We start from the raw sequence: 24,470 nt of genomic DNA on the forward strand, positions 1-24,470 counted from the left end.
GTTTAAATAATATTATTTCTTAATATAGTTGATATACAGTTTCTCCAATGCACCTTCTGTCGTTAAGCTTGGATCTTTAGTTATAAAGTGCTTTACGGTTCGCGTGACAAAGTCTGAATTTTGTTTATGTAATTTAGAAAAATCTTTAATTAAGCAATTACCATCTTTTGCTGCTGTGACTTTATCGTGACGATGACGGTACTGACTCAGCGCTTTATTAAAGTCACCTTGGTAATCTTCGACCAAAATTTTATAAAAATCACTTTTTTGTACTTTTAAGTTGCTAATGCAGTAATTTAAAGCTTCTTTGAAATCGTAAAAAACGAGGCCTTCAACATCAAACTCTGCGGTTTTTTCACGTACCGTTACTTTAGCTTCCTCTGTGGCATAACTGAAGCCGCCAAACGCAAGACGCTCTGCGGCTTCTGCACCGAGCTTCATACCGGCTTTAATACTGTGCGCAAATTCATCACTCATATCGCCAAGTTCATTTTCATGCCACATGTTATACACTCGCAACGGCTTTGCGTATTTAGTGCCGAGTTTACTTTTTAGCTTAGTAAAACGCTCATCAATCGTCATTAAACGTTCATTATGTAATATTGCATGACACTCATAACACGCTGCAATACTTATAAAGTCAGCTTCTTCGCCTAAGTCGATAATACTTTGAAGCATATGCAATGGCGGGCAATGATCGCGCTCTGTTGCTTCACAGCCACAATAAAAGCAACGATTAAAATTATGCTGCTCACAAGCATATGCTTGCTGGTAATAACTCGCCAATGTTTTACTCACAGTGTCTCCTAATAGACCGATATCTTTATAATCATGGCGATCATAACAGGGTTTTAAAATATGTCAGTATTACAGCACGATAAAGTGCATTTACTCTAAAGTAAATGGTGTGTAAAACCAATGAAAACAGATTGAAAACCAACCAAAATCAATAAAAAAGTTAAAAAATAATTCTAGTTAAATATGTCAAAAAACACATATTAAACATCTTATTTTCATGCGCTTAGATATTAATAAACACATCCACATACCGTGTTACATTTTGTCGATTTTCATTTACAGCATTATTAAAAAATTTAGCCAATAATGAACTCGTCAACAAGATAACTTATATCAAAAACACTGGAGAATGATGATGAATACTTTAACAACCACATTATGTACTACATTACTTTTAGGCACAGCAGCACTTACATCAACTAACACTGAGGCTGCGCAATTTGTTGCAGCGGATAACAGCCCTGGTACACAAATTTGTATGGCTGTAGCGTCAAATAAACCAATAAAGCTCTCAATGACGATGAGAGAGTTACGCGTAAGTAAAAAAGTAGCCACTGATAAGCTAAGCTGTAACAACATGAGCATGGAGAATTTTGCAGGTACTTATGGCTTTAATAGAACAGCAAAACTCTTAAATTTAAAAGCTGAAACAAATACATCAATACAAGATTTAGCTAAACTAGATCAACAAACAATTATGGTTGTTGCAGGTTCAAAATAATATGCGTTACTTTATTTAAGCAGGCGAGTTGTTGGCCTGCTTAAAAATTTGCATATGTTTAATACGTTTAAATTACATTAAAGTAGAGCGGCAATTAAACCAAACATTCCACCAAATACTCCCCCCCACACGACCAACCAACCTAAATGCTCACGGATCATGGTTTGAATAATGTCTTTAACCATTTTTGGCGTTAGTTCATCTAAGCGATCATCGACCAAGCCAGAGACCGTTGAATATAGCGAGTCACTCGCTATACCTGATTGCGTCAATTTTTTATTTACCAACGCTTTAAAATCATCAGTTTCGCTCATACTCAATAATGAACCGCGCATTTTATCAATAAATGCTTCGCGCATAGGCTCTACCGCAGCACTGCCACCAAACATTGCTAACATACTGCCAAACTGAGATTGCTCAATTACTTCTAGTAAGCTGTCAAACGCAGGGTTTAAATCAACCTCGTTGATGACAGGTTGAAGATCAACATTGATATTTTTATTACCCAACAATTGGGCTATCTTTTGCTCTGAAAAAAACTCGGTCAAAATAAGATTTTTTATCGCAACCTTAAAGCCCGCAAATTTTAATTGAATAACGCCTGAGCCATATAAAAAAGGGACTTTTTCAAACAACATATGCACAGCGAGTAAATTAGTTACAGCCCCCGATAAAGCAAACAAGCCTATAGACAACACAATTGCTTGATCATAAAAATAACCAATAACCACTAAAACACTCGCAATCACATTAGTGATAAGGCTTTTGTTCATCATTTTTTCCTCTTAGTAGTACTTAACAATATACGTATATTTATTAAATACGAATTTTACTCTCAAGAGATTGTTTATTTAACTACTTTTTGCCATAGTTTAAACATATGTACAAAAGGTGAGCAATCTCATGTGGAATACGGTTAACGAACAAATCAGCCAAGCCATGCATTTTGACTTTAAGCACACCAACAAGCGTCAACTTCAAAGCACTAGCAGCGATATGCTATTTAAAATAAGCGATGGCACACACTCATTTCTTGTTAAAGTAGCCCATCGAAATAATTTAGAACGCTTTGAGAATGACGCTTACAATTTAAACTTGCTGACCAAAGAAAGTATGTTCATGGTACCAGACTGTATTACAACTGGGTCAAATATTGAATACTCCTTTATTGCCTTAGAATGGCTGACGCTTGATCAACAGCCTCACACTAACTGGCATATTATGGGACAACACTTAGCTCATTTACATTTAAAACATCAGCAAGCCATGTTTGGTTTTGATCATGACAATTTTATTGGTGCAACTGCTCAGCCTAATCGCTGGCATAAAAAGTGGGATGTATTTTTTGCTGAAGAACGTATTGGCTGGCAACTACAGCTTTTACATGAAAAAGGTATAGAGCTTGTTGACCACAATTATTTTGTAGGGTTAATCAAAAGTATGCTTCACAGCCACATCGTAAGTCCGTCACTATTGCACGGTGACTTTTGGCGAGGAAACCTAGGGTTTATCCATAGTATTCCCAGTGTATTTAACGCCAGCTGCTATTATGGTGACCGAGAAGTAGATATTGCGATGAGTGAACTGTTCGCGCCCCTTCCTGAAGCTTTTTACATCGCCTATAACAAACATTACCCATTGGCTTCTGGCTATGAGCAACGCAAGAAAATTTATCAACTTTACCCTATATTAAATCATGCGAATGTATTTGCGGGCCACTATCTCACTGAAGCAAAACAACAAATAGAACAATTAATGAAATAAATGCAATTATATGCTTTCGTTGATGTCATAAACCAGTAATACAGTCTATATTTAAGTTACTCTTTAATTAAACATACCAAGTAATGAAAGGCTTTATACCCAAACCACCCTAGGCCAAATATTAACATGCAACTTTAATCAACTTGGCTCTGGTAACTTATGTAAGCATTGCTAGGTTGAGGCATTTATGAAAAATCATCTATCACAACGGATCAGCTGCCCACATTGTGGCCACCATATTCACATAACACTTGACGCAAGTGATGGCGATCAAGATTACTTTGAAGACTGCACCGCCTGCTGTAACCCTATTCATTTTAATATGCATATTGATTACGCAATTAACAAAATAGAGCTACATATTGACAGTGATGACGAACAGATTTTTTAATGCTGATTAGCTAAATAGTTTTCAACGGTATTAATGATCGTAAACGTTTGTTGGTCAACTTCAATGTTTATCACGTCACCGCTTTTTGCATTGCCAAGGTTTGTGATTGAAAGCGTTTCTGGGATAAGGTGCAACCAAAACCCATCTTCATCGGTTTCCCCCACCGTTAAGCTAGCACCATTAATTGCAACAAACCCTTTGTAAAGTACGTATTTTTGCCACTTTTTAGGTAAAGTTAGATACATTTTACAATTATCTTGCGAGTGAATAATGTTACTTATATTAGCTGTGCAATGTATATGCCCAGAGACTATGTGACCGCCTAACTCAGTACCGAATGTCATTGAGCGTTCGTAATTAACTGTACTACCAATTTTTAGCTTACCTAAATTAGTCAGGTTCAGCGTCTCGTCAATCACATCAAAATAAACATGGGCAAGACTGCTATTATCTAATGAATAAAATTTAACGGCGGTTAAACAACAGCCATTAATTGCAATACTCGCCCCCAGTTCCAGTTTATCAATAAACTGTACCGGTACAGATAATACTAATCGTAACACACCATGTTCATGGTTATTTGATACTACCAATGCTTGAGTTTGCACTATGCCTGTAAACATAAATCTATTCACCTTTTCAAATCTGACCATTGTAATTTTCAGTGTTAAGTGTACCTGAACCAATATTTTTTACTTTATTGAAAGTAGACTCATCGTTTATAATTTTTTATTCATTACGGATCGATTACACTTGTAGACCACTTTATCTTATTTTGCATGTAATATGACTTTTTGTAATTGGGAAGCTAAACGCCTTATATCTCTTGCGATCCCAGTATTTTTAGCACAAGTAACGCTCGTTTTAATGTCAGTGGTTGACACCATCATGGCAGGACAAGTTAGTCCAACTGATCTTGCTGCATTATCAATTGCAACCGGCATTTGGAATCCGGCCATGCTCGCGCTCCAGGGAATACTTTTAGCTCTAACAGGTATTGTTGCCCAGTTTAGTGGCGCCAATGATAAAAACGGTATTAGCCATTATTTTCAGCAAGGTTTATACCTTGCGGGTGTATTAAGCATAGTGGGTATCTCCATTGCTTATTTTGCCGATATTATTATCTTCAAACTTGATACAAGTGCAGCTATTGCTACCATGGCAAATGACTATATTCACTTTGTTAAGTGGGGAGTATTCGGTTTTTTATTTTTTAGTGTCTATCGTAATATTACCGAAGGAATGGGCATGACTAAGCCCGCTTTTTATATCAGCCTTATTGGCCTTGCGATCAACATACCTGCCAATTATATTTTTATTCATGGCAAGTTTGGCATGCCCGCTTTAGGTGGTGCTGGTTGCGGGATAGCCACGGCTCTCGTGTTTACGGCCATGGCTATTGCACAAGTAATTTACTGCCAACTAAGTAAAAAAGTAGATGCTAAAACACTGCTGGCTAACTTTCAAAAACCACAATTCACTACCATGTGGACGATTACAAAGGTGGGAATTCCGATATCACTGGCTACTTTTTTTGAAGTTACTTTATTTGCCTGTATTCCATTATTTATAGCTCATTTAGGCGCTGTCGCCGTGGCGGGGCATCAAATTGCAGCAAGTGTAACAACACTCTTATTCATGATGCCCTTGAGTTTATCTATCGCTATCAGTATTCGCATTGGTAATTTATATGGGCAACATCATTATGAACAGCTCAAAAAAGCAATCTCCACAAGCTACATTTTAGCCGTGATGATTGCCATACTCCTTGCTACTCTTACATTTTTTGGCCGCGATATCATTAGCCACTTATACACAGATGATGCCCGTGTAATTGCATTAGCCACCTCAATCATGGTTTTAGCGTGTATATACCAGCTACCCGATGCGCTACAAGTAGCCGCCAATGGCATATTACGAGGCCTAAAACACACCACCCCTATCTCATACATTACATTTATTTCGTATTGGTTAGTTGGCTTTGCTCTAGGTTACGTTTTAGCACGCACAGATTTAATTGTGCCAGCTATGGGCCCACATGGTTTTTGGATTGGTATTATTGTAGGCTTAAGTGTTGCCGCCATTTTATTAATGCTAACCGTTGCGAATAGATTCAAACATGAGCCACTTAAAAACGCTTAAAACAGATAATCAGCACAGTAACCAAACTTGGCTGTTTGGTTACTTATTTACATTGTTAAGCTGCTTATTACTCAGTGCCTGCACAGATAAGCCCAGCGATGTTTATCTACAATACCAACAACGCCTAGCCAATACATTAGAACAACCGCTAAGTCAGGCTCCCGAACTCAACAATATAGTGTTAACGCCTATTCATTATGAGCAAGAAGCGCTAACAACCCAGCAATTAAGTCTATTACAACTGGCACAGCTTTCTCATTGCAAACTAAATACCCTCATTGCTGAACGTAATAGTCAATTGGGTAAACTTGCAACGCCTGCCAGTCAATTAATCTATCAAATTCAATTTATTCAACTCGCACCCGCTTGTTTAGAGAAGCTAGAACCTAGCTCAAAAAGTTATCTTGCAATCAAAGGAGAGTTAAATAATAAAAAGCAGCAGTTAGTAGTGCAGTTCAATCAATTGCTTTATAACGATCCAGAATTAAAACGGACATGGCAACTCACCAGTTATACATTAGATACTAACCTAGCTGGCCTTACCGAGACTGAAGCTGCACTAAATCAGTTAGCAACGTTGAAACAGCAAATTAAGCAACAGCAATATGCACAGATAGATACCCAAGCGCTCTACCCACTTTTGTCACAATTGCACCAATATAACTTTAATCAAGCCCTGATAAGCGCCGTACGTCAGCAAACACAGTTAAATAATAGTACCAGTGACTATTTGGCAAACGTTGATCTAACCATGCTATGTAATCCACTGAAGAATAAACGCCAAGCGCAGATCGTGAGTAACATATTCAAAAAATATTACTTAGCGCAATTACAACCTTACCAAGCACAACTATCAGGAGCGTTAGAGCGTTTAATGCCGCTATACCAAGCCCTTTGGCTAAACTCTACAAGCATGCAACCGCAAATAGCAGCCCTGTTAAGCCCAAGCCAGCCTAGTAATTTACTCATAGCATTTAAGGATTCAGCTAAAAGCCATGTATTTTGGTGGCAAAATTTTTATAAAACGTGTGAAATCAGCCCAATATGAGTAAAAAAACGGCAAACGAACTAAAAAACACGTTTCCCGCTTGATTCACTAAAGCACACGCTATATATTAGCGACCGTTGTTAAGCAATTAACACAACTTAAATTTATGATACGACCGTAGCTCAGTTGGTTAGAGCACTACCTTGACATGGTAGGGGTCGGTGGTTCGAATCCACTCGGTCGTACCAAATTTAAGTGAATTTAAAATAAAAGTACAATCGAAAGAAAAAGCACTCCCTACTCTTGATCACCCGGTCCAAGGGTTAGTAGCTCGAATTCACTCGGTCGTACCAAATTTATGTGAATATAAAATAAAAGTACAATCGAAAGAAAAAGCACTACCTACTCTTGAACACCCAGTCCAAGGGTCAGTAGCTAGAATTCACTCGGTCGTACCAAATTTACGTAAAGCAATTCAAAAAATTGTACGACTGTAGCTCAGTTGGTTAGAGCACTACCTTGACATGGTAGGGGTCGGTGGTTCGAATCCACTCAGTCGTACCAATTCTAAATATTAAAACTCTAAAAAGAAAAAGCATTCCCTACTCTTAATCACCCAGTCCAAGGGTCGGTGGTCCGAATCCACTCGGTCGTACCAATTCTAAATATTAAAACTCTAAAAAGAAAAAGCACTCCCTACTCTTGAGCACCCGATCCAAGGGCCGGTGTTTCGAATCCACTCAGTCGTACCAATTCTAAATATTAAAACTCTAAAAAGAAAAAGCACTCCCTACTCTTGATCACCCGGTCCAAGGGTCGGTGGTTCGAATCCACTCAGTCGTACCAATTCTAAATATTAAAACTCTAAAAAGAAAAAGCACTCCCAACCCTTAATCACTCGGTCCAAGTGTCGGTGGTTCGAATCCACTCGGTCGTACCAATTCTAAATGTTAAAACTCTAAAAAGAAAAAGCACTCCCCACCCTTAACGGCCCTGCATTAGGAACGGTAATTAGAACCCACTTCAGTGTCTAATTTTGAAAACCGTGGTCATATTCCTCAATTATTTAAAGCTAGGGTTTTTGGGGATATCATTTCGCCTGGTTATATATACGATGCATTCATCACCACTTTCATGGCTATACTTTCTAAGTTGATTGATGGGCACTGAAAAAGTATCCCCTTTGTTTAGGATAATTTGTTCACTTACTAGATCAACTTTTAGACTTCCTTGCTGAACAAATATGACCTCTTCTTCAAATCGTTGATGCAAAGGAATACTTGAATTAGGCATTAATTTTAATGCTGAAATATTAAAACCATGACTCCAATTGAGCTGTGCTTTAATTAGGGATTCAGCATTAAGTTTCCCCACTAAAGGCGCTTCAAATACCCCCTCAAATTGGCTCAAATAAGAGTTTTTACACCAGTTAAATTCAGATGTTCTTATGACTGTTTTTGCAAGGTCGTCATCAGTTATAACTCTATGCTGTGCAATTTGTTCTGGAGTTGTTTTAGCCATTGGTTGAACACTATCTGGGATTTTTTCATTTAAGGTTGTGTCTACCAAACTGCCATTTTCTAATAAAATAAGACCAAACTCTTTTGCCATATCAAAAACTTGTGGTGCCCAAAGCACTCTACCAGGATCATCACTGCCCAACACCGCATATAAATAACCGATGCCATCACCAACGTTTTCAAACCCTCTAAAAATATCCATTGGGATCGAAATAATGTCACCTTCATTTAAAGTTACTTTTGCGTCATTACCATCAACACCTGTATAAAAGGCCCACGAACCACTGTGTACAACAAAAATCTCTTCAGTTAGGTGACTATGTTGTGAATTTAAACACCCTGCAGGCTGGCGAGCACCACCTATGTTAAAACCGTGTGCAATAGAAATATGAATATGCTGATTCGGATTTTCAGCAACACCTGGTCCAATTATCGTAAAGTTTTCTTTTTGATCGCTACCTGGCGAACGCGTATCAATAAACGCATTTTTGCATGGAATTAAATCATCGTATCTAACTAAACGTTCTGAAAATAAACTCATCATTCTCTCCTAATTAATTACTGTGCGGTCCAGCCGCCATCAATTTTTATACTTGTTCCTGTGATCATCGCCGATAATTCGCTTAGCAAAAATACACATGCATTAGCCACATCAGTTGTTTGAGCTATTTTTTTCATTGGGATCATGTCGTACACAAATTTTTTGAATTCAGGGTTTTCAAGCATTGGCTTTGTCATGGATGTTTCAACAAATGTGGGGGCCACAGTATTGACACGTACGTTTTGTGGGGCTAGTTCGACAGCGAGTGCTTTGCTTAGACCTTCAACTGCATGTTTGCTCATACAGTACAAAGTGCGATTAGGTGAACCGACAAAACCCATTTGAGAGGACATATTCACCAACGCACCAGCGCCACTGTTTATTAATGCAGGTAGTGCAGCTTGGCTAATACGGTAAACACTGCGGATATTCATTGAAATTACATCATCGATGTTGTTGTCTGTTTGCTCAATCATTGGGGCAACACGATTAATACCAGCATTATTTAACAGACCATCTAATTTAGTAAGCCCTCGTAAATGCTCAAAAAATATATCGCTATTAATATCAAAAGGCCAAATCTCTATTTGTGATGGCGCATATTGCTTTAATACCTCTAAATCGTATTTTGTGCGTGCAACAGCAATGACATACGCACCAGCATCAACGCACTTTTTCACACATGTTTTACCAATACCTTTCCCCGCTCCTGTTATTAAAATAGTTTTACCAAGTAATAGCGTTTTATCAAATCCCATTTATTTCACCTAAAATCTATATTGCATTCGAAGTCATTATTAATTAGAGTAAGCCCAGATGCAAGATATTATTTAACCAGAAAGTCTCATCAACCACATACAAAAAATAACTATATAAGGATTAAAAAATGATAAAGCATTTAAAAAAAGGTCAAGAAAAAGAGTCAAAAGAAAAACAAAATCAATCAGTAAGAGGTATAGTAGAAAATATACTTTCTCGTGTTGAGTCTGAGGGTGATAATGCAATTCGTGAGTATTCTATACAGTTTGACAATTGGACTCCGAAGTCTTTCAGGCTTTCTAGTGACGAAATCAAAGCATGTTATGCGCAACTCGATCATCAATTAATTGAAGATATTAAATGGGCACAGAGCCAAGTACGTAATTTTGCTCAAATTCAGCGTGATTCGATGAAGGATGTTGAAGTAGAAACCCTCCCAGGTGTAACACTTGGTCATAAACACATTCCCATGGATAGCGTTGGCTGCTACGTACCTGGCGGAAAATACCCGCTACTAGCCTCAGCACACATGAGCGTTTTGACAGCTAAAGTAGCAGGAGTTAAACGTGTTATCGCGATGGCGCCACCTTTTAATGGCAAACCATCACCAGAAATTGTAGTAGCGATGGATATGGCTGGGGCTGATGAAATCTATTGCCTTGGCGGTGTACAAGCAATTGCTGCGATGGCTATTGGTACACAAACTATTGCCCCAGTAGATATGATTGTAGGCCCTGGTAATGCTTTTGTGGCCGAGGCTAAACGTCAGTTATTTGGCCGAGTTGGTATTGATTTATTTGCAGGTCCAACCGAAACTCTAATTATTGCTGATGACAGTGTTGATGGCGAACTATGTGCAGCGGATTTGCTGGGCCAAGCAGAGCATGGCCCAACCTCTCCAGCTATATTACTTACAAACTCTGAGCAGCTCGCCATAGATACAATGGCAGAAGTGAAAAAGCAGCTTACTATTTTACCTACTGCAGATATTGCAGGTAAAGCATGGCAAGATCACGGTGAAGTAATTGTATGTGATACTTACGAAGAAATGATCCAGGTAGCAAACAATCTTGCATTTGAGCATGTACAAATAATGACAAAGAATACCGACTACTTTAAAGAAAACATGCAAAATTTTGGCGCATTATTTTTAGGTCCACAAACCAATGTATCATATGGTGATAAATGCATTGGCACTAATCATACACTACCCACAGGAAAGGCTGCGCGTTATACTGGTGGCCTATGGGTAGGAAAATTCATAAAAACATGCACTTTCCAACAAGTAACAGAAGAAGCTTCGGTTGTTGTTGGAGAGTATTGTTCACGTTTATGCGCTGCAGAAGGGTTCGCCGGCCACAAAGAACAAGCAGACATTCGTTTAAGACGATATAGGAAATAAATCATTGTCACAGCAAAAAAGAGTAACCTCATATGATGTCGCCCGCGAAGCGGGTGTATCACAATCAGCGGTATCACGTGTATTTAGGCCAGGATTTAGTGTGTCTAAAAAAACCCGTGAAAAAGTAATCGCTACGGCTAATGAAATGGGCTACCGCCCCAATGCCATTGCTCGTATGTTGATCACCAAACAATCAGGTATGGTTGCGGTCATTCTTTCATCGCGAGCAAATCTAAATTACCCTGAGGTACTCTCTGAGCTTAATAAAGAATTAGCACTGAATAACAAAAGAGTGCTGCTCTTTACACTTGATCATGCTGACGAGCTCGACGAACTGCTTGAAAATATTTGGACATTCCAAGTAGATGGCGTTATTGCTCTAGCCGCTCATTTTGACAGTAAAAGCTTGGATTTATTTGCTAAGCATAGTACGCCTATCGTGCTGTATAACCGTAATGTGCCTGAATCGAGTGCAAACACTGTATGTTGTAATCACGAGAAAGGCATTAAACAGTTAATTGATTTATTACATAACTCTAACCATAAATCGTACCTAATTATTGCCGGTCCAGATGACTCTGATGTAGCTAACGAACGTCGTGAAATTGCCGAGAGTTATTTACAAGCACTAAAGGTGCAAGATACACCGGTCATTTACGGCGATTACGGCTATGAATCAGCTCGAAACTCACTGGCGCAATGGTTAAAAACAAACCCCCTACCCGATGCCATAATCTGTAGTAATGATGTAATGGCGATTGGTGTAATTGATGAGATAAAACAAAACTTAAACCTCAGCGTCCCTGATGATGTGTCGGTGGTTGGGTTTGATGGTATCAGCGCAGCTGCGTGGTATAACTATCAAATAACCACAATACAACAACCCATGAAACAGCTAACTAAAGCCGCTGTTGATATTTTAATGGAACGTATTGAAAACCCACAAGCAGCAGCTGAGGCACGCGTTTTTACAGGCTCATTAATTACGGGGAACTCTATTAAACAACGTTAAATTAAGGCATTTTTGTGGCCAAAAATCCTGTTTATATCTTACCCGGTACACTGTGTAATCATCGTATGTTTGAAATGCAAGTAAATGCACTTCAAACAGCTGGATATACACCTCATATTATTCCTATTTCTGAACAAGAAACGATTGCAGAAATGGTTGAATTTACCAAAGAACTGATCGAAAAACCCGCACCTATAATTGGTTTTTCAATGGGCGGAATTATTGCGCTTGCACTGTTAAAATCAAATCCTGAGCTAATTGATTCACTATGTTTAATATCAAGTAACTGCTTGGCTGATAAACCAGAACGTCTCGCAATTAGACTTAAACAAATACATCAAGCACAACAAACCAGTTTGACTGATGTACTAAATAAAGATTTTTTACCTCACTATTTCTATCAGTCAAAGCATACAGATAGCCAATTAGTTTTAAACATGGCAAATGAATTAGGGCTCAACGCTTTTAGCGCGCAACTGCACGCACTTGCCACTCGGGAAGATACATTAAAAGTGATTGAAAAAACTGATAAAAAGTTACTTTTTATTGGTGGTGAACAAGATCCACTGTGCGCTAGCGACGTACAAAAAATGATGCATAGCGCCTGCCCGAATAGCGACCTAATTTTATTGGGTCAGTGTGGGCATTTTGTACCTCTTGAAAGGAGCAACACGCTAAATACTTTACTATTAGATTGGTTAGGAGCAGCGCAATGAACTTAAAGCAAAAATTAAATAATAAACAACTTCTTTTAGGCACATTTATAAAAAGCACTCACTATCATAATACCGAGGTCCTTGCTCATTCTGATCTTGATGTATTGTGCTTAGATGCAGAACATGCACCATTTGATAGGGGGGATTTAGATAGTTGTATTATGGCAGCGCGCACTAAAAATATGCCAACTCTTATTCGCGTTAACAACACCGATCACGCTACTTTACTTAGTGGCTTAGATATAGGTGCTGATGGCCTAGTTTTACCTCATATTAAATCACCTGAACAAGCTAACGCTATTATTAAAAACTGCTTTTATGGTAATAACGGCAGGGGCTACGCAGGCTCAAGTCGCTTTGCCGGTTACACCACGCATGCGTTAACTGATAACTTAGCAGCTAACAAGTCATCCACCTGCATTATCGCGCAAATAGAAGATGCCGATGCTCTTGATAATATCAATGCTATTTGTCAAATAAGTGAAATTGATTGTATTTTTATTGGCAGAATGGACTTAACTATTTCACTGGGAGAAACCAACCCAAGCGCCTCTGCAGTTATTGACGCAGTGACTAAAATAGCAAATGCCGCAGCAAGGCATAATAAATGTTGCGGTATGTTTGTTGGTAACCTAAGTGAGCTAAATCATTGGCAATCACTTGGTGTAAGCTTTTATTTATTAGGCTCTGATCACAGCTTTTTATTGAGTGGTGCTAAGCAATTACGTAGTCAATTTGAAGAGACAATAGGCATAACAAAATCATGAGCACTCATAATAAAAATAAAGAACTAATTAAAGAATTTACAGACTCGCTTTATAACTTTGATATAAATACTCTAAAAACAAAAGTCACCAATCTATTTGCAGAAGATGCTTTAATACAACTTTGCCACCCGTTCGAAACCTTAGCAAACCCAAACGCACTAATTGAGCAAGTGTATACACCACTTGCCGATGCATTTATAGGACTAGAACGTCGCGACACTATCGTTATGGCAGGTAGCTCTTTGAACGAATCTGATTGGGTTGGTTGCTGCGGATACTATACCGGATCATTTGAAAAATCGTGGTTAGGTATCCCTCCTACAGGCCATCAAGTCAGTATGCGTTTTCATGAATTTTACCGTATAAAAAATAACAAAGTAGTCGAGACTCAAGTCATTTGGGATATTCCTGAAGTTATGATTCAAGCTAACGTTTGGCCGCTTTCGCCAAGTTTAGGTAAAGAGTGGCATGTGCCAGGACCTGCAACGCAAGATGGACTTATCAACACCCCTTACAATCTAGCGCAAGCAACGCGAAGCTTGAATGTCGTTGGCAATATGTGTCATCACCTCGGCTTTTATGCTCAAGGCGGTATACCTGCAATGAAACTTGAACAGTTTTGGCATCCTCACTGTAGCTGGTATGGACCAAGCACAATAGGCACTGCTCGCGGTATTAAAGGCTTTAGAAATTGGCATCAAATCCCATTTTTAAATGCTCTCCCCAATCGAATTGGTGACGCAAGTAAAGGCTATTTATTTGGCGACTCAAACTACGTTGGTTTTACTGCGTGGCCAGGAATGAATATGACTATTAGCCATGATGGCTGGTTAGGTATCGCACCGGCCAATCAAAAAATAACAATGCGTAGCCTTGATTTTTGGCGCATAGAGAACAACCTTATTCGTGAAAACTGGGTGTTAATAGATATACTTGATGTTTACCATCAAATTAATGTAAATGTATTCGCTCGTATGAAAGAACTCGCTAAAGCCCGTTATTTAAACTTTGCGCCTTAATCTATTGACTGTTCACATCTAAAAAACGCTGTAAGTTACAGCGTTTCTATTTCAGTCTAATTATACCAACCGTGTTAAATTACTAACCATTTATAGCAACAAATAAATACAGTGATAACAAGGTTGATATTTTGGCATGCCGTTGTTCTCGCCAATTACTCCTGCATTGCTTTACCTCCTTCATGCATGCAGTAGTACATAATAAATGACTAACGCAGTTAGCGCTTTATTTAGCCCGCGGTAATGATTAAATATTTAAGTCGTTCGGTATTACATATATGGATTAGCGATACTTTGTGTGCGTTGCAAAATATCTAAACCTTGTTGTTTTAACCAGTAAGGTAAATCAATAATTACCCAGTTTTCCACCAGCTTATCACCTTCACGATGATACACATCAACAACGCGCATATCTGCTGGTGTATTTGCTCCTGGCAACCCTAAAAAACCACCGATTGCCGTATTTGTTAAATTAGGCCAACCAAAAAAACATGCATATTCATCTTCTGCAAAGCGGCAAGTATGGCCATTAAATACTTTACCGGTTAACCCTTCTCTGAAAGGATACATATGCTGTTGCTGGTATCGCTCAATTGTGTACGTTGCGCCAATCCCTGCTGGGCCATACCAAACCATATTTTTATCCCATGTTTTAGCAAGTACTTCTGGGGGACAACTATTTACACCACTTTGATTTAATGCAGTAAGGTTATCAATCATCTGATTAACCAAGTTCATTGTCCGTGTGCTTTGTTCTTCGCTACCGGCGCCTAAACGTACTCCGTCATGAGTGCGCGGCCCAGGATAGGTAAAATATTGCCCTGTAGAGAGCGGTAATGGATTTAAACCTACCTGCAGCATTACGCCTATAATATCAACAAAAAACCCAGTTTGAATAATTTTACCGTCTTTAACGCAGTTAAATTCGGCGTAGCGAATTGTCACTAGTTTATGAGAAGGTGCAATACCGAGCCAATCACGATCAAATAGCCCCATAAAATGCCCCATGCTCATCACCCATTCACCACCATCGGCTTCGCTTTGTCCTGCAATAAAAATATCTTCGCGGCGTTGCAATGCTTTAAAAGAATGAAATAAAGGCTGCCAAACTTGCTCAATTACTCCATTAATATTGTCTAGTTCGTTAAAAGGATGAACGCCTTTGAAACGGTAGTCATCAGCCATATAATTATTAAATAAATCATTTAAATCATTACCTTGTGTTTTTTCCAGTGCGGCATGAAATTGACGAATAAATTGCTTATTATTAATTGTGTCTATCATGATGTTGCCTTAATGTTTGCGCAGTCAAATTTATACTCTTGAACTAAAATAAATACCTATTCTCAGAATGTATGTTATTTCAAAAGTAATGAAAAGCCTGTTAATAGTGAGTTATATATTGGTTTAAAATAATACTAATGACAATTGACTTCGAAGTCAAAGTGATTCATGATGATTCAAAATAAAAAGTATAAATAGGCTATTCAGCCCGTAATACCTAATCTAACAGGATTAATTATGAATGATTTTGGAGTGTTAAATTGGAGCATTCTCATAGGCTACATTTTTGCAAACCTAGTACTGGGGTTTGTAATAAGTAAGAAAGTAAGTAGTGCCAATGATTTTTATATTGGCAGAAAAACAACACCTTGGTGGGCTATCGGTATATCTGTGGTAGCAACTTATGTCAGTGCGCTGACATTTTTAGGTGCACCTGCATGGGCCTACAAAGAAGGCCTGTCTGTTATTGCAATACATTTAAACTACCCTCTTGTGATTGTTGCCGTTGTATGTTTATTTTTTCCATTTTTTTATAATGCTGGCGTGGCCTCTATTTATGAATACCAAGAAAGACGATTTGGTAAAAAGGCGCGTATATTAATTTCTACTATTTGGCTCATCTCACAAACAATGGGCTCAGCAGCTGTGCTATATGCAACCTCTTTAGTCCTCGCTTTTATCGTAGATATAAACGTAGTTACAGCCATATTTTTAGTGACTATCATTGCGCTAGTTTACACCATGCTAGGAGGGATAACGGCGGTCATATGGACTGACGTTATTCAATCCGCCATATTATTTATAGGTGCCGGCATTATTATGTATGCATTAATAACATCGATGGATGGCTCATTTAGCTCAACGCTTAGTGAGCTAAAAACACAAGGTAAACTAGACCCGCTTAATTTCTCATTCGACTTTACGCAAGTTACCACGGTTTGGTCTGGGGTATTGGCTATGTCGCTTTATCACATCACCGTTTACGGCACTAATCAAATGATGGTGCAGCGTACTCTTGCAGCTAAAAACATTGGTGATGCCAAAAAGTCGTATTTACTAATGGGTTTTATTGCGTTCTTTATTTACTTATTTTTTATCTTTATGGGTGTGTTGTTTTATAGCTACTATGGTGGGCGTACATTTGAAAATGACAACCTCATTATTTTACAGTTTGCAGCGGATTACGGCCTCCCTGGATTAATGGGAATTATAGCTGCTGCAGTTATGGCTGCATCTATGTCCAGCCTAGACTCTGCGCTTAATTCACTTTCGACTATTAGTACTATCGATTTTTACAAAAAATACTTTGCCCCCGATAAAAATGATGCGCATTACTTGGGGGCTACTCGCTTATTCACTCTTGGTTGGGCAATCATCATCATTGTGCCTGCAATTATGTACCATCTTTATAGTGAAGGCTCAATTTTAGAAATTCTAACTAAAGTGGGTTCTTATTTTGTGGGTGCTCAGCTTGGCATGTTTGCTTTAGGTTTTTTCTCTAAACATGCAACCGAAAAAGGTCTACTCATTGGCACTTTGATCTCATTTGTAACTGTCGCATTATGTGCATTGTATACCGATATAGCATGGCCTTGGTACTGCGCAATTGGTGCTCTCACTTGTGTGGTATTTAGCATAGCTTTAAGTATCGCTATTGATGGTTTTCAACAGGAATACAATGAGTACACAATTAAAGGTCAACTAAAAGTGTTTAAAGACGAAAAGCGCCCCGAGAAAGAAAATGGCTGGTATTTAGTCCCAGGTAAGTTCGATTCAATTAATTATTGGCTTCTTGGTTTTTTTGTATTGACCTTCACGTCTCTAATGTTATTTGAATATTTTGTATAAGGTGAAAAAATGAATATTTTAGAACAACTTTTTGAAAATTTCAGTGCAGCACAATTGCAAAATCAAGCGCTATTAGCTGATAACGTTCAGTGGCAAGTAAGCCACCCATTTACACCTATTACTTCAAAAAAAAATGTTATAAATAACTACTTTGGTGTGCTTAAAAACTCATTACCTGATATTGAGCGAAAACCATTTATTTCTATCCAAGGCGAATATAACAAGCAGCAGTGGGTATGTGCTACGGGTTATTTTACCGGCACATTTGTAAAACCACTTTGCGGCATTCCTCCTAGTGGCAAAAGTATTTTTATTCGCTATAGCGAAATGGCTCAACTTGAGAACAACCAAATTGTAAATGTTTTTACTTTTTTAGACTTAATAGATGTAATGAATCAAGTTGGTGTTAATCCACTTCGACCTAGCTTGGGGTATAGCGGTTTAATTATGCCACCTTCGACCCTTGATGGCGTTCTAAAATCGTCTAAAGACAGTGAACTAAGCAATACCAATCAACAACTTGTGATTGATATGCTTAGCGAACTTGGCCGATATGACGGGAAAGATTTATACAGTATTAACCTTGAAAAATATTGGCACCCAGATTTCATTTGGTATGGTCCTGCAGCGATAGGGACAACACGGGGAATTAGCGGTTTCAGAGAGCATCACCAAGCGCCCTTTTTGAAAGCCTTTCCTGATCGTGGGATTAATAAAACATTGTGTTTGATCAGCCACAATAACTTCGTTGCTACTGGCGGCTGGCCGCATATGTATGGTACGCACACAGGTAATGACTGGTTAGGTTTGCCTGCATCAGGAAATAAGCTTTTCCCGCGTGTTATGGATTTTTGGCGTTGCGAGAACGGCGTTTTAAAAGAAAACTGGGTGGCTATAGATATCCCTCACTTACTTAATGGAATGGGTATTGATATTTTCGAGCAAATGAAAAATAAAATAGCTGCAGCTAACTAAGAGGTATTAATGAACACAAATAGCACTATAACCCAACCATACTGGCTGCCTTTATCTAGTATATTAAATCCGCAAATTAAAAAGCAGCAAGCGCTTGTCGGCTTTGATGAGGAATTTGTTGATATTGTTGATTATATATTACGGATAACGCATCGTATTTGGGAGCAAAAAAACATTGGATTATGCTATCGCTATTACGCTGATATATGTCCTGTTTTTACTCTTGGCGGATACAGCGAAAACATTGAAGATGTTATTCAAGGCACACTTAAAACCATTGCCGCATTCCCTGATAGGAGCCTAATTGGCGAAAATGTCATTTTTTCACAAGAAGAAAATGATCACTACTATTCATCGCACTTGATTAGTAGTGTAATGACAAATACTGGCAACTCAGAATTTGGCCCTGCTACAAATAAAACAGGTCGCGTCACAACAATTGCTGACTGCGTCTGTTATAAAAATCAAATTGTGAAAGAGTGGCTCGTACGCGATAACGGTTTTTTGGTTAAGCAACTTGGCTTAAATATTATCGATGTAGCCAAACACATGGCCAAAATACCAAGTACAGAAAAGCATATGCAATGGCTTGAAGATGAGTTTTTTCGTGTACAAGCAATTGAGCACCGCACTTCAAGCACCCCTATTTTAAAAGGAGATCATGCAGCTTTTGCTCATAACTGGCTCGACACTTTATTTAATCAAAAACAATTTTCAAAAATACACGAGTTTTATAGCTTAAATGCCACACAACAATGGCCTAGTGGCAGAATGGCCAGGGGTCTTGCGCAAATGAATGGCACATTTATACAGTTTTTTGCCAATTGTCCTGACGCAAAATTAACGATTGATCATCTGGCTATTACACCATTTGAAAATGATGGCGACGATATTGCTATACGCTGGTCACTCGCTGGACATTTTAATCCACAAAGTAGTGAATTAAATAAGCTGAAAAATCTTCCTTACTTTCTTTTAGGCGCATCACACTTACGTATCAAAAACGAAAAGATCATTGAAGAGGTGACCGTTTTTGATGAGATAGCCTTATACACAAACTTATTTAAAACGCAGTTACTACATAGCCAGAATCAGGAGGTAAATGCATGATCAATGCAATTATCGATTTATATACAAAAGCGGATATTCAAACAATAAGCAATAAACTACTGCGCAGTAGCCGCTGGCAACAACATCACTTTACAGCCATGGGCTCACTACAAGCACACCCTCTTTGGCTCTGCTTTTTAGCGCAATATGGGGTATCAGAACTACTCAGTAAAACCCATAATAAGGGCGGCGAACTTGAAACCTTACAACTCGTTTTACAGCCTAAAAAGCTGCAAAACCCAGTACGCTTATCATTTGTAATAAAGCACAACGGTACATTTATCAAGTCTGTAAAATGCGTAATTGATACCCTGTTACTTGCTAGCAATGTATACAGTAGCGAGAGCGTTATAAACAATACTACAGTGATCCCAAAGTTACCGAAAAGTGATCCTATCGTAGTGAGCGATTTAGATAATCAACTTCATCCAACCACCTTCCACGCGATCCCTAGTGCTATTTGTTCACTAACAAGCCTAACAGCTCAAGTATTAGATACATGGTGGCAAATTTGGCAAAAGAATCACCTAGCTAACTTTGAAGACCTGTACACTAAAAATGCAACGGTTGTGCTTGCAGGTAATAACGAAATACAATCTAAAAATGCACTGTTTGATCATCATCTCGCGCTATCACAAACACTAAGTAGACGCTATGCACAGCTAGAAACAGTTCAGTTTGATGCACACCTTAATCAAGCTGTGGTGTGTTGGACATTGGATGGAACTTTTAATACAAAACACATTCGTGTTCGTCAACAGATGCTCAGTATTATTTGCATCACCGATAATCAAATATCCAGTGAAGTGATGCAATTTGACACCTTAGCCTTAAATCAGCAGTTTGATCTTTAACTCTTTTCACTTTGTGCGCTCTGTGAGCGCATTCTTGCCTCTTTTCATCTACTAAGTAAAATTTCTATTATTCAATAAAATGACTTTAAAAACTAAGATCTGTTAACCTAGGGCGTGTTGACCTTTCGTGATTGATTTTGCAGCAGTCTATTTGGTATTTAGGCAAGGCAGCGCCTATGTCGTGTGGTTGCTCCCATAAATAGGCGATAACGCAGTATAAATGCCAAATATGCGCTGCCCAAAGGGTTCTTCCTAGGGGGATTAATCGCTACGTGACATTTTACCTAGTGGCCTAAACATATTGATCACGCCCGCTATCTATCTACATCCATGTGGTTATAAAAGATGGTTAATTAAAAGTAACTTGCCTGACATTCAGACCGTAAATTAATCTGTTAATAAATCTCTTAGCCAGAGTTAAATAGTACACTTTCTGCTTAGGGACACTTAACACATATAATGCGATGCTTTTCATTATAACCATGGACCCATATGCAAAATGCCAGCTAAGTAATAGCTGGCTAATATTGAGTTAATGATTATATTCTGAGTAATTTAAAACTGATATTTTACGCTCATTCCCCAAGTCCGTGGATTATTCCAATTCGCCTGAACTGAGTTTGCAGGCAGAGCATCTACAATTTTTGAATGAACTACGCCACGTGTTAGTATTGCTTTGTCACCTATATTTTTAACATAGGCTTCTACTTGTACATTGTCGTTTATGTACCATGTTAAGCGGGCGTCAGCCATTAAATGCGCATCTACTTGCACTTCAGGTATATTCGTATCAAATGCGTAATAATCATCTAAGTAATTCATTTGAATATATGGCACTAAGTACGACTCACCACCTAAACTAAATTCGTAACGAGCAGAAAGCCCCATACTATATTCAGGTGCCATAGCTGGTCGCCACCCTGCAAAACTAAATTGGCTGTTATTGTCATTTATATCTTGGCGGCCACCTTGATTACCTAGCCCTAACAATGGGCGTAATTGCTCATTACCAACAGCAAAACCATCCGCAAACTCGCTATCAAGTAATGACAGCGTGCCTGTCAGCGTTAAATTATCAATAGGTATCCATTGAATGTCTGCTTCAAGGCCTTTAGTTTCAATATCGCCACCATTTTCATAATACTCAAACGTAGTAGCACTGCCAGCAGACACGCACTCTAGAACAGTTTCCCCCGTTGTTGTGTCGTTGCATGAAGTAGCAAATAACTGTGCTTTTACATCATCGTACTTATTCATAAATACAGAAAGATTTAAACGCATTGCCCCATCAAGTAAATAGCTTTTCATACCCATTTCGTAAGAAATCACATCTTCATTGTCATAAAGAGGATCTGCACCACGGGCTACAACACGTGAGTCATTAGCACCTCCTGTTCGATACCCTGTTGCTACACTTGCATAAATCATGATGTCTTTGCTTACATCATATTCAGCTGCCGCTTTGTATAACAATGCTGAATCGTCCCAATCAGGTATGGTTTCGCCTGTAAATGTTTTATCATCTTTATTTACACGCAGGCCACCAACAATACGTAGCTCATCATTAATTTGGTAACGCAACTGCCCGTAAGCCGCAAATGATTTAGCGGTATGCGGATCATAATCAGGATTCCCCCATGAAGGAACAACCACTGAATCTGAAATACCATCACCTGTTGTATCAGCATGGGATAACCAACTCCAATCAGCTTCTTGATCAAAGTAATAAAGCCCACCAATCCACGAAAGATCGGAATCATTGTTTGATGCAAACTGAAGTTCAGAAGATAATGTTTTTTGATCATCTTGACGCCCGAACCCACCGACAAAATCAAGGCCGCCATCACTATAGTCGTTATCGTAATACTGTTTTCCATTGAGCGTTGAATAGTTCGTTGTCCATTTCACATCAGCAAAATCCGTATACCATTCAAGTGCAACTGTTGTAGAAAAGCTCTCTTGTTTATCTAATGAAAAGCCATTGCGATAAACGTCATAAGGACCAAGATCGTCACGTTGCGCATCACCTGGTTGATAAATATGCCCAGGTGTAATAACTGGTTCAGGGTTGAACACGCCTGAGGCAGGCGACGTTTCAGTTACTTGATAACCTGCTATTTGTTGATAACCCCAAATAGCTTCTGAATTGGAGTTTTTCCTCGCATAATCAAAGCGTACTGTTGCATTAAAAGCATCATTTGGCTCCCATTTAGTAACGTTACGCACATAGAACTGGTTTTTCTCACGCAGATCATCAGATGGGCCAGGAATAACTAAATTATTAATGTAACCATCATGGCGATCAGATGCCACAACGAAACGTGTTGCCACAGTGTCACTTACCGGCAAATTTATAATACCTTCATAGGCACTTCGGTTATAACCACCCGTCTCAACTTTTATACTCCCCAGTAAATCGTCAAAAACAGGTTGGTTGGTAATAATATTTATACTACCTGCAAATGTATTGCGGCCATATAGAGTTCCTTGTGGTCCTCGTAACACTTCAATACGCTGCACATCAACAAGAGCTCCTAAGCCTGATGATGTTGTAGGTACATAAATACCATCTTGAAATATCCCCACTATTTGCTCTGCAATACCTGTACCTGCAACCCCTACTTCGTTGGTGCGTGCTCCGCGCATTGCTGGGCGTACTTCCCCGCCAGATGATCCCATGCGTAACCCAGGAACGACTTGTTCAAGTCCCGTAACATCAATAATACCTGCACGAGCAATATCAGCCTCTCCTAATGCAGTAATTGATGATGATACTTCCTGTAAATCTTGTGATCGCCTGTTTGCTGTTACTGATATGCGCTCAATAGTAGGCTCTTTAGCTTGTACCTGCGTTTCTGTTGATGTTTGATCCGCACCGTAAACGTTCATTGTTGTCGCTGCAATAGCGCTAGTAACCGCGAAATGAACGAGGGTCCGTGTAAATTTAGTTGTCATTATTTTTATGCTCCCAGGCTTTAAATCTTATGTAGCTCTCCCCATACCTACATTTCAATTTTTTATAGTATACAAATATAGCAATTGAAATGTACTCACCCAGAATAGACTTCGAAGTCAAACATATCAACAAAAATATTTAACAATGAATTAATAGACATTTAAAAACCTTTTAAATCAAATTATTGAGATTTATTTTTTTTGGTTTCGGAATCTAAAACATGGATATTTCAATCGATTTTAGTTGGTGGATGTTAATTAACCTGAACTTTTACTAATAGGGTTAGCCGTGTACTCATATTAAAATATAAATAGACATTACGCTCTCCAGTTAAAGTTTTTAGTAGTAGAGCTATGACAGTAGATTAAATGCTGTTAGTACTGAAAATAACCTCTAGACAAACAATTGCTTATTACTTTAATTACTCGAATGTTGGTGAAGTAAAGTTAATTTTCCTATTGTGCTGTCACTGACAGTACACATAGCTATTTGCTTTTATACATTATATTTGAGTGGTATTTCATACGTCGTATGTACACAAAATAAAATAACTGAGCACTTCATAGCATTAAATTAGTGATGTGATGAATACCCATGATTATCTCCTAAATAAAAAGAGGATGTACCGTTGGCTAAATACTTACGAGTCTACTGGCTGGGTGCAGGTAATATGATGATTTAATTAGAAGAGGCATCGAAAAATAAACGATGCCAAGGCAACAGTAATACAAGGAATCATTTTACAATTAAAGCACATTTCAATATGTAGTCCCTATTCATACCTTAGTTCTTAAGGAACATTGATCGCGTAACTTCCTATTTTAAAACGGCAAATGTCACTTTCTTTTTCAATGGATTGACGCTTACAATTTTCCGCTAGTAGCTTTAGTACACGGTGTATCT

Annotated in this window: 22 protein-coding genes and 2 tRNA genes; 17 read left to right on the top strand and 7 right to left on the bottom strand. The window is 38.5% G+C overall.

The window, feature by feature from the left end:
- Positions 1-12: 12 nt before the first annotated feature.
- Positions 13-798, bottom strand: a complete 786-nt coding sequence (locus HJP15_RS09315) for a hypothetical protein (protein ID WP_170173587.1) — start codon at positions 796-798, stop codon at positions 13-15.
- A gap of 355 nt (positions 799-1,153) precedes the next feature.
- Here HJP15_RS09315 and HJP15_RS09320 point away from each other — a divergent pair, with 355 nt between their 5' ends.
- Positions 1,154-1,519 carry a DUF3718 domain-containing protein gene (locus HJP15_RS09320; protein ID WP_170173588.1) on the top strand — a complete coding sequence of 122 codons (366 nt, stop codon included), beginning with the start codon at positions 1,154-1,156 and terminating at the stop codon, positions 1,517-1,519.
- A 77-nt stretch (positions 1,520-1,596) separates the two neighbouring features.
- Here the strand turns inward: HJP15_RS09320 and HJP15_RS09325 are convergent, their stop codons facing one another.
- On the bottom strand, positions 1,597-2,292 hold the full coding sequence (locus HJP15_RS09325; protein ID WP_054453431.1) for a DUF445 domain-containing protein: 696 nt from the start codon (positions 2,290-2,292) through the stop codon (positions 1,597-1,599).
- A gap of 130 nt (positions 2,293-2,422) precedes the next feature.
- On the opposite strand from HJP15_RS09325, the gene HJP15_RS09330 reads away from it, so the two are divergent.
- Together HJP15_RS09330 and HJP15_RS09335 are read left to right on the top strand one after the other, a co-directional pair.
- On the top strand, positions 2,423-3,283 hold the full coding sequence (locus tag HJP15_RS09330) for a fructosamine kinase family protein (RefSeq protein ID WP_054453429.1): 861 nt from the start codon (positions 2,423-2,425) through the stop codon (positions 3,281-3,283).
- Positions 3,284-3,470: 187 nt separating this feature from the next.
- A complete protein-coding gene (locus HJP15_RS09335; RefSeq protein ID WP_054203596.1) occupies positions 3,471-3,674 on the top strand; it encodes a CPXCG motif-containing cysteine-rich protein in 204 nt (67 codons plus the stop codon).
- Here the strand turns inward: HJP15_RS09335 and HJP15_RS09340 are convergent.
- Positions 3,671-4,297, bottom strand: a complete 627-nt coding sequence (locus tag HJP15_RS09340; RefSeq protein ID WP_169326339.1) for a riboflavin synthase subunit alpha — start codon at positions 4,295-4,297, stop codon at positions 3,671-3,673. The genes HJP15_RS09335 and HJP15_RS09340 overlap by 4 nt on opposite strands.
- 163 nt (positions 4,298-4,460) lie before the next feature.
- Here HJP15_RS09340 and HJP15_RS09345 point away from each other — a divergent pair, with 163 nt between their 5' ends.
- The 5 genes from HJP15_RS09345 (at position 4,461) to HJP15_RS09365 (ending at position 7,368) form a co-directional block, all read left to right on the top strand.
- On the top strand, positions 4,461-5,816 hold the full coding sequence (locus HJP15_RS09345; RefSeq protein WP_170173589.1) for an MATE family efflux transporter: 1,356 nt from the start codon (positions 4,461-4,463) through the stop codon (positions 5,814-5,816).
- Positions 5,794-6,864 carry a DUF3080 family protein gene (locus HJP15_RS09350; RefSeq protein WP_064435467.1) on the top strand — a complete coding sequence of 357 codons (1,071 nt, stop codon included), beginning with the start codon at positions 5,794-5,796 and terminating at the stop codon, positions 6,862-6,864. The genes HJP15_RS09345 and HJP15_RS09350 overlap by 23 nt, the downstream gene beginning before the upstream one ends.
- A 111-nt stretch (positions 6,865-6,975) precedes the next feature.
- A tRNA-Val gene (locus HJP15_RS09355) sits at positions 6,976-7,052 on the top strand.
- Positions 7,026-7,301, top strand: coding sequence for a hypothetical protein (locus tag HJP15_RS09360; protein WP_170173590.1), 276 nt, complete (start codon positions 7,026-7,028; stop codon positions 7,299-7,301). Before HJP15_RS09355 ends, HJP15_RS09360 begins: the two co-directional genes overlap by 27 nt.
- Positions 7,292-7,368: transfer RNA gene (locus HJP15_RS09365), tRNA-Val, on the top strand. Before HJP15_RS09360 ends, HJP15_RS09365 begins: the two co-directional genes overlap by 10 nt.
- Before the next feature lie 498 nt (positions 7,369-7,866).
- On the opposite strand, the gene HJP15_RS09370 is transcribed toward HJP15_RS09365, so the two are convergent.
- Both HJP15_RS09370 and HJP15_RS09375 read right to left on the bottom strand, forming a co-directional pair.
- Positions 7,867-8,865, bottom strand: coding sequence for a cupin domain-containing protein (locus HJP15_RS09370; protein WP_170173591.1), 999 nt, complete (start codon positions 8,863-8,865; stop codon positions 7,867-7,869).
- A gap of 17 nt (positions 8,866-8,882) precedes the next feature.
- A complete protein-coding gene (locus tag HJP15_RS09375) occupies positions 8,883-9,623 on the bottom strand; it encodes an SDR family NAD(P)-dependent oxidoreductase (RefSeq protein WP_170173592.1) in 741 nt (246 codons plus the stop codon).
- 128 nt (positions 9,624-9,751) lie between these two features.
- Between HJP15_RS09375 and hisD the strand changes: the two genes are divergently transcribed.
- From hisD to HJP15_RS09400, 5 genes are read left to right on the top strand one after another with little or no spacing between them, the layout of a single operon-like run.
- On the top strand, positions 9,752-11,026 hold the full coding sequence (hisD, locus tag HJP15_RS09380; protein ID WP_169326335.1) for a histidinol dehydrogenase: 1,275 nt from the start codon (positions 9,752-9,754) through the stop codon (positions 11,024-11,026).
- 4 nt (positions 11,027-11,030) lie between these two features.
- A complete protein-coding gene (locus HJP15_RS09385) occupies positions 11,031-12,038 on the top strand; it encodes a LacI family DNA-binding transcriptional regulator (protein WP_169326334.1) in 1,008 nt (335 codons plus the stop codon).
- Positions 12,039-12,052: 14 nt separating this feature from the next.
- Positions 12,053-12,754 carry an alpha/beta fold hydrolase gene (locus tag HJP15_RS09390; RefSeq protein WP_169326333.1) on the top strand — a complete coding sequence of 234 codons (702 nt, stop codon included), beginning with the start codon at positions 12,053-12,055 and terminating at the stop codon, positions 12,752-12,754.
- Positions 12,751-13,521 carry an HpcH/HpaI aldolase family protein gene (locus HJP15_RS09395; RefSeq protein WP_170173593.1) on the top strand — a complete coding sequence of 257 codons (771 nt, stop codon included), beginning with the start codon at positions 12,751-12,753 and terminating at the stop codon, positions 13,519-13,521. Before HJP15_RS09390 ends, HJP15_RS09395 begins: the two co-directional genes overlap by 4 nt.
- The gene (locus tag HJP15_RS09400; RefSeq protein ID WP_169326331.1) at positions 13,518-14,540 is read left to right on the top strand and encodes an ester cyclase; all 1,023 of its coding nucleotides are present in this window, start codon (positions 13,518-13,520) and stop codon (positions 14,538-14,540) included. Before HJP15_RS09395 ends, HJP15_RS09400 begins: the two co-directional genes overlap by 4 nt.
- A gap of 270 nt (positions 14,541-14,810) precedes the next feature.
- On the opposite strand, the gene HJP15_RS09405 is transcribed toward HJP15_RS09400, so the two are convergent.
- Entirely contained in the window at positions 14,811-15,824 is a 1,014-nt protein-coding gene (locus HJP15_RS09405; protein WP_170173594.1) for a nuclear transport factor 2 family protein, read from the bottom strand.
- 237 nt (positions 15,825-16,061) lie between these two features.
- Between HJP15_RS09405 and HJP15_RS09410 the strand changes: the two genes are divergently transcribed.
- Genes HJP15_RS09410 through HJP15_RS09425 form a run of 4 tightly spaced genes read left to right on the top strand, consistent with a single transcriptional unit; the run spans position 16,062 to position 20,611 of the window.
- Positions 16,062-17,672, top strand: a complete 1,611-nt coding sequence (locus tag HJP15_RS09410; protein ID WP_169326329.1) for a sodium:solute symporter family transporter — start codon at positions 16,062-16,064, stop codon at positions 17,670-17,672.
- A gap of 9 nt (positions 17,673-17,681) precedes the next feature.
- Positions 17,682-18,647: an ester cyclase gene (locus HJP15_RS09415; protein WP_169326328.1), complete on the top strand. Its 966-nt coding sequence runs from the start codon at positions 17,682-17,684 to the stop codon at positions 18,645-18,647.
- Between the two features lie 9 nt (positions 18,648-18,656).
- Positions 18,657-19,757, top strand: a complete 1,101-nt coding sequence (locus tag HJP15_RS09420; RefSeq protein WP_170173595.1) for a nuclear transport factor 2 family protein — start codon at positions 18,657-18,659, stop codon at positions 19,755-19,757.
- A complete protein-coding gene (locus HJP15_RS09425) occupies positions 19,754-20,611 on the top strand; it encodes a nuclear transport factor 2 family protein (protein ID WP_170173596.1) in 858 nt (285 codons plus the stop codon). Before HJP15_RS09420 ends, HJP15_RS09425 begins: the two co-directional genes overlap by 4 nt.
- Positions 20,612-21,166: 555 nt before the next feature.
- Here the strand turns inward: HJP15_RS09425 and HJP15_RS09430 are convergent.
- The gene (locus tag HJP15_RS09430; protein WP_170173597.1) at positions 21,167-23,566 is read right to left on the bottom strand and encodes a TonB-dependent receptor; all 2,400 of its coding nucleotides are present in this window, start codon (positions 23,564-23,566) and stop codon (positions 21,167-21,169) included.
- Positions 23,567-24,470: the final 904 nt, after the last annotated feature.

It is taken from the genome of Pseudoalteromonas sp. NEC-BIFX-2020_002, assembly GCF_013002825.1.
GTDB classification, from domain to species: domain Bacteria; phylum Pseudomonadota; class Gammaproteobacteria; order Enterobacterales; family Alteromonadaceae; genus Pseudoalteromonas; species Pseudoalteromonas neustonica.

Excerpts from the sequence above, each read along its gene's own strand:
- HJP15_RS09320 (WP_170173588.1), top strand. The coding sequence starts at position 1,154 with ATGAATACTTTAACAACCACATTATGTACTACATTACTTTTAGGCACA.
- HJP15_RS09325 (WP_054453431.1), bottom strand. The coding sequence starts at position 2,292 with ATGAACAAAAGCCTTATCACTAATGTGATTGCGAGTGTTTTAGTGGTT.
- HJP15_RS09330 (WP_054453429.1), top strand. The coding sequence starts at position 2,423 with ATGTGGAATACGGTTAACGAACAAATCAGCCAAGCCATGCATTTTGAC.
- HJP15_RS09335 (WP_054203596.1), top strand. The coding sequence starts at position 3,471 with ATGAAAAATCATCTATCACAACGGATCAGCTGCCCACATTGTGGCCAC.
- HJP15_RS09340 (WP_169326339.1), bottom strand. The coding sequence starts at position 4,297 with ATGTTTACAGGCATAGTGCAAACTCAAGCATTGGTAGTATCAAATAAC.
- HJP15_RS09345 (WP_170173589.1), top strand. The coding sequence starts at position 4,461 with ATGACTTTTTGTAATTGGGAAGCTAAACGCCTTATATCTCTTGCGATC.
- HJP15_RS09350 (WP_064435467.1), top strand. The coding sequence starts at position 5,794 with ATGAGCCACTTAAAAACGCTTAAAACAGATAATCAGCACAGTAACCAA.
- HJP15_RS09370 (WP_170173591.1), bottom strand. The coding sequence starts at position 8,865 with ATGAGTTTATTTTCAGAACGTTTAGTTAGATACGATGATTTAATTCCA.
- HJP15_RS09375 (WP_170173592.1), bottom strand. The coding sequence starts at position 9,623 with ATGGGATTTGATAAAACGCTATTACTTGGTAAAACTATTTTAATAACA.
- hisD (WP_169326335.1), top strand. The coding sequence starts at position 9,752 with ATGATAAAGCATTTAAAAAAAGGTCAAGAAAAAGAGTCAAAAGAAAAA.
- HJP15_RS09395 (WP_170173593.1), top strand. The coding sequence starts at position 12,751 with ATGAACTTAAAGCAAAAATTAAATAATAAACAACTTCTTTTAGGCACA.
- HJP15_RS09400 (WP_169326331.1), top strand. The coding sequence starts at position 13,518 with ATGAGCACTCATAATAAAAATAAAGAACTAATTAAAGAATTTACAGAC.
- HJP15_RS09405 (WP_170173594.1), bottom strand. The coding sequence starts at position 15,824 with ATGATAGACACAATTAATAATAAGCAATTTATTCGTCAATTTCATGCC.
- HJP15_RS09410 (WP_169326329.1), top strand. The coding sequence starts at position 16,062 with ATGAATGATTTTGGAGTGTTAAATTGGAGCATTCTCATAGGCTACATT.
- HJP15_RS09415 (WP_169326328.1), top strand. The coding sequence starts at position 17,682 with ATGAATATTTTAGAACAACTTTTTGAAAATTTCAGTGCAGCACAATTG.
- HJP15_RS09420 (WP_170173595.1), top strand. The coding sequence starts at position 18,657 with ATGAACACAAATAGCACTATAACCCAACCATACTGGCTGCCTTTATCT.
- HJP15_RS09425 (WP_170173596.1), top strand. The coding sequence starts at position 19,754 with ATGATCAATGCAATTATCGATTTATATACAAAAGCGGATATTCAAACA.
- HJP15_RS09430 (WP_170173597.1), bottom strand. The coding sequence starts at position 23,566 with ATGACAACTAAATTTACACGGACCCTCGTTCATTTCGCGGTTACTAGC.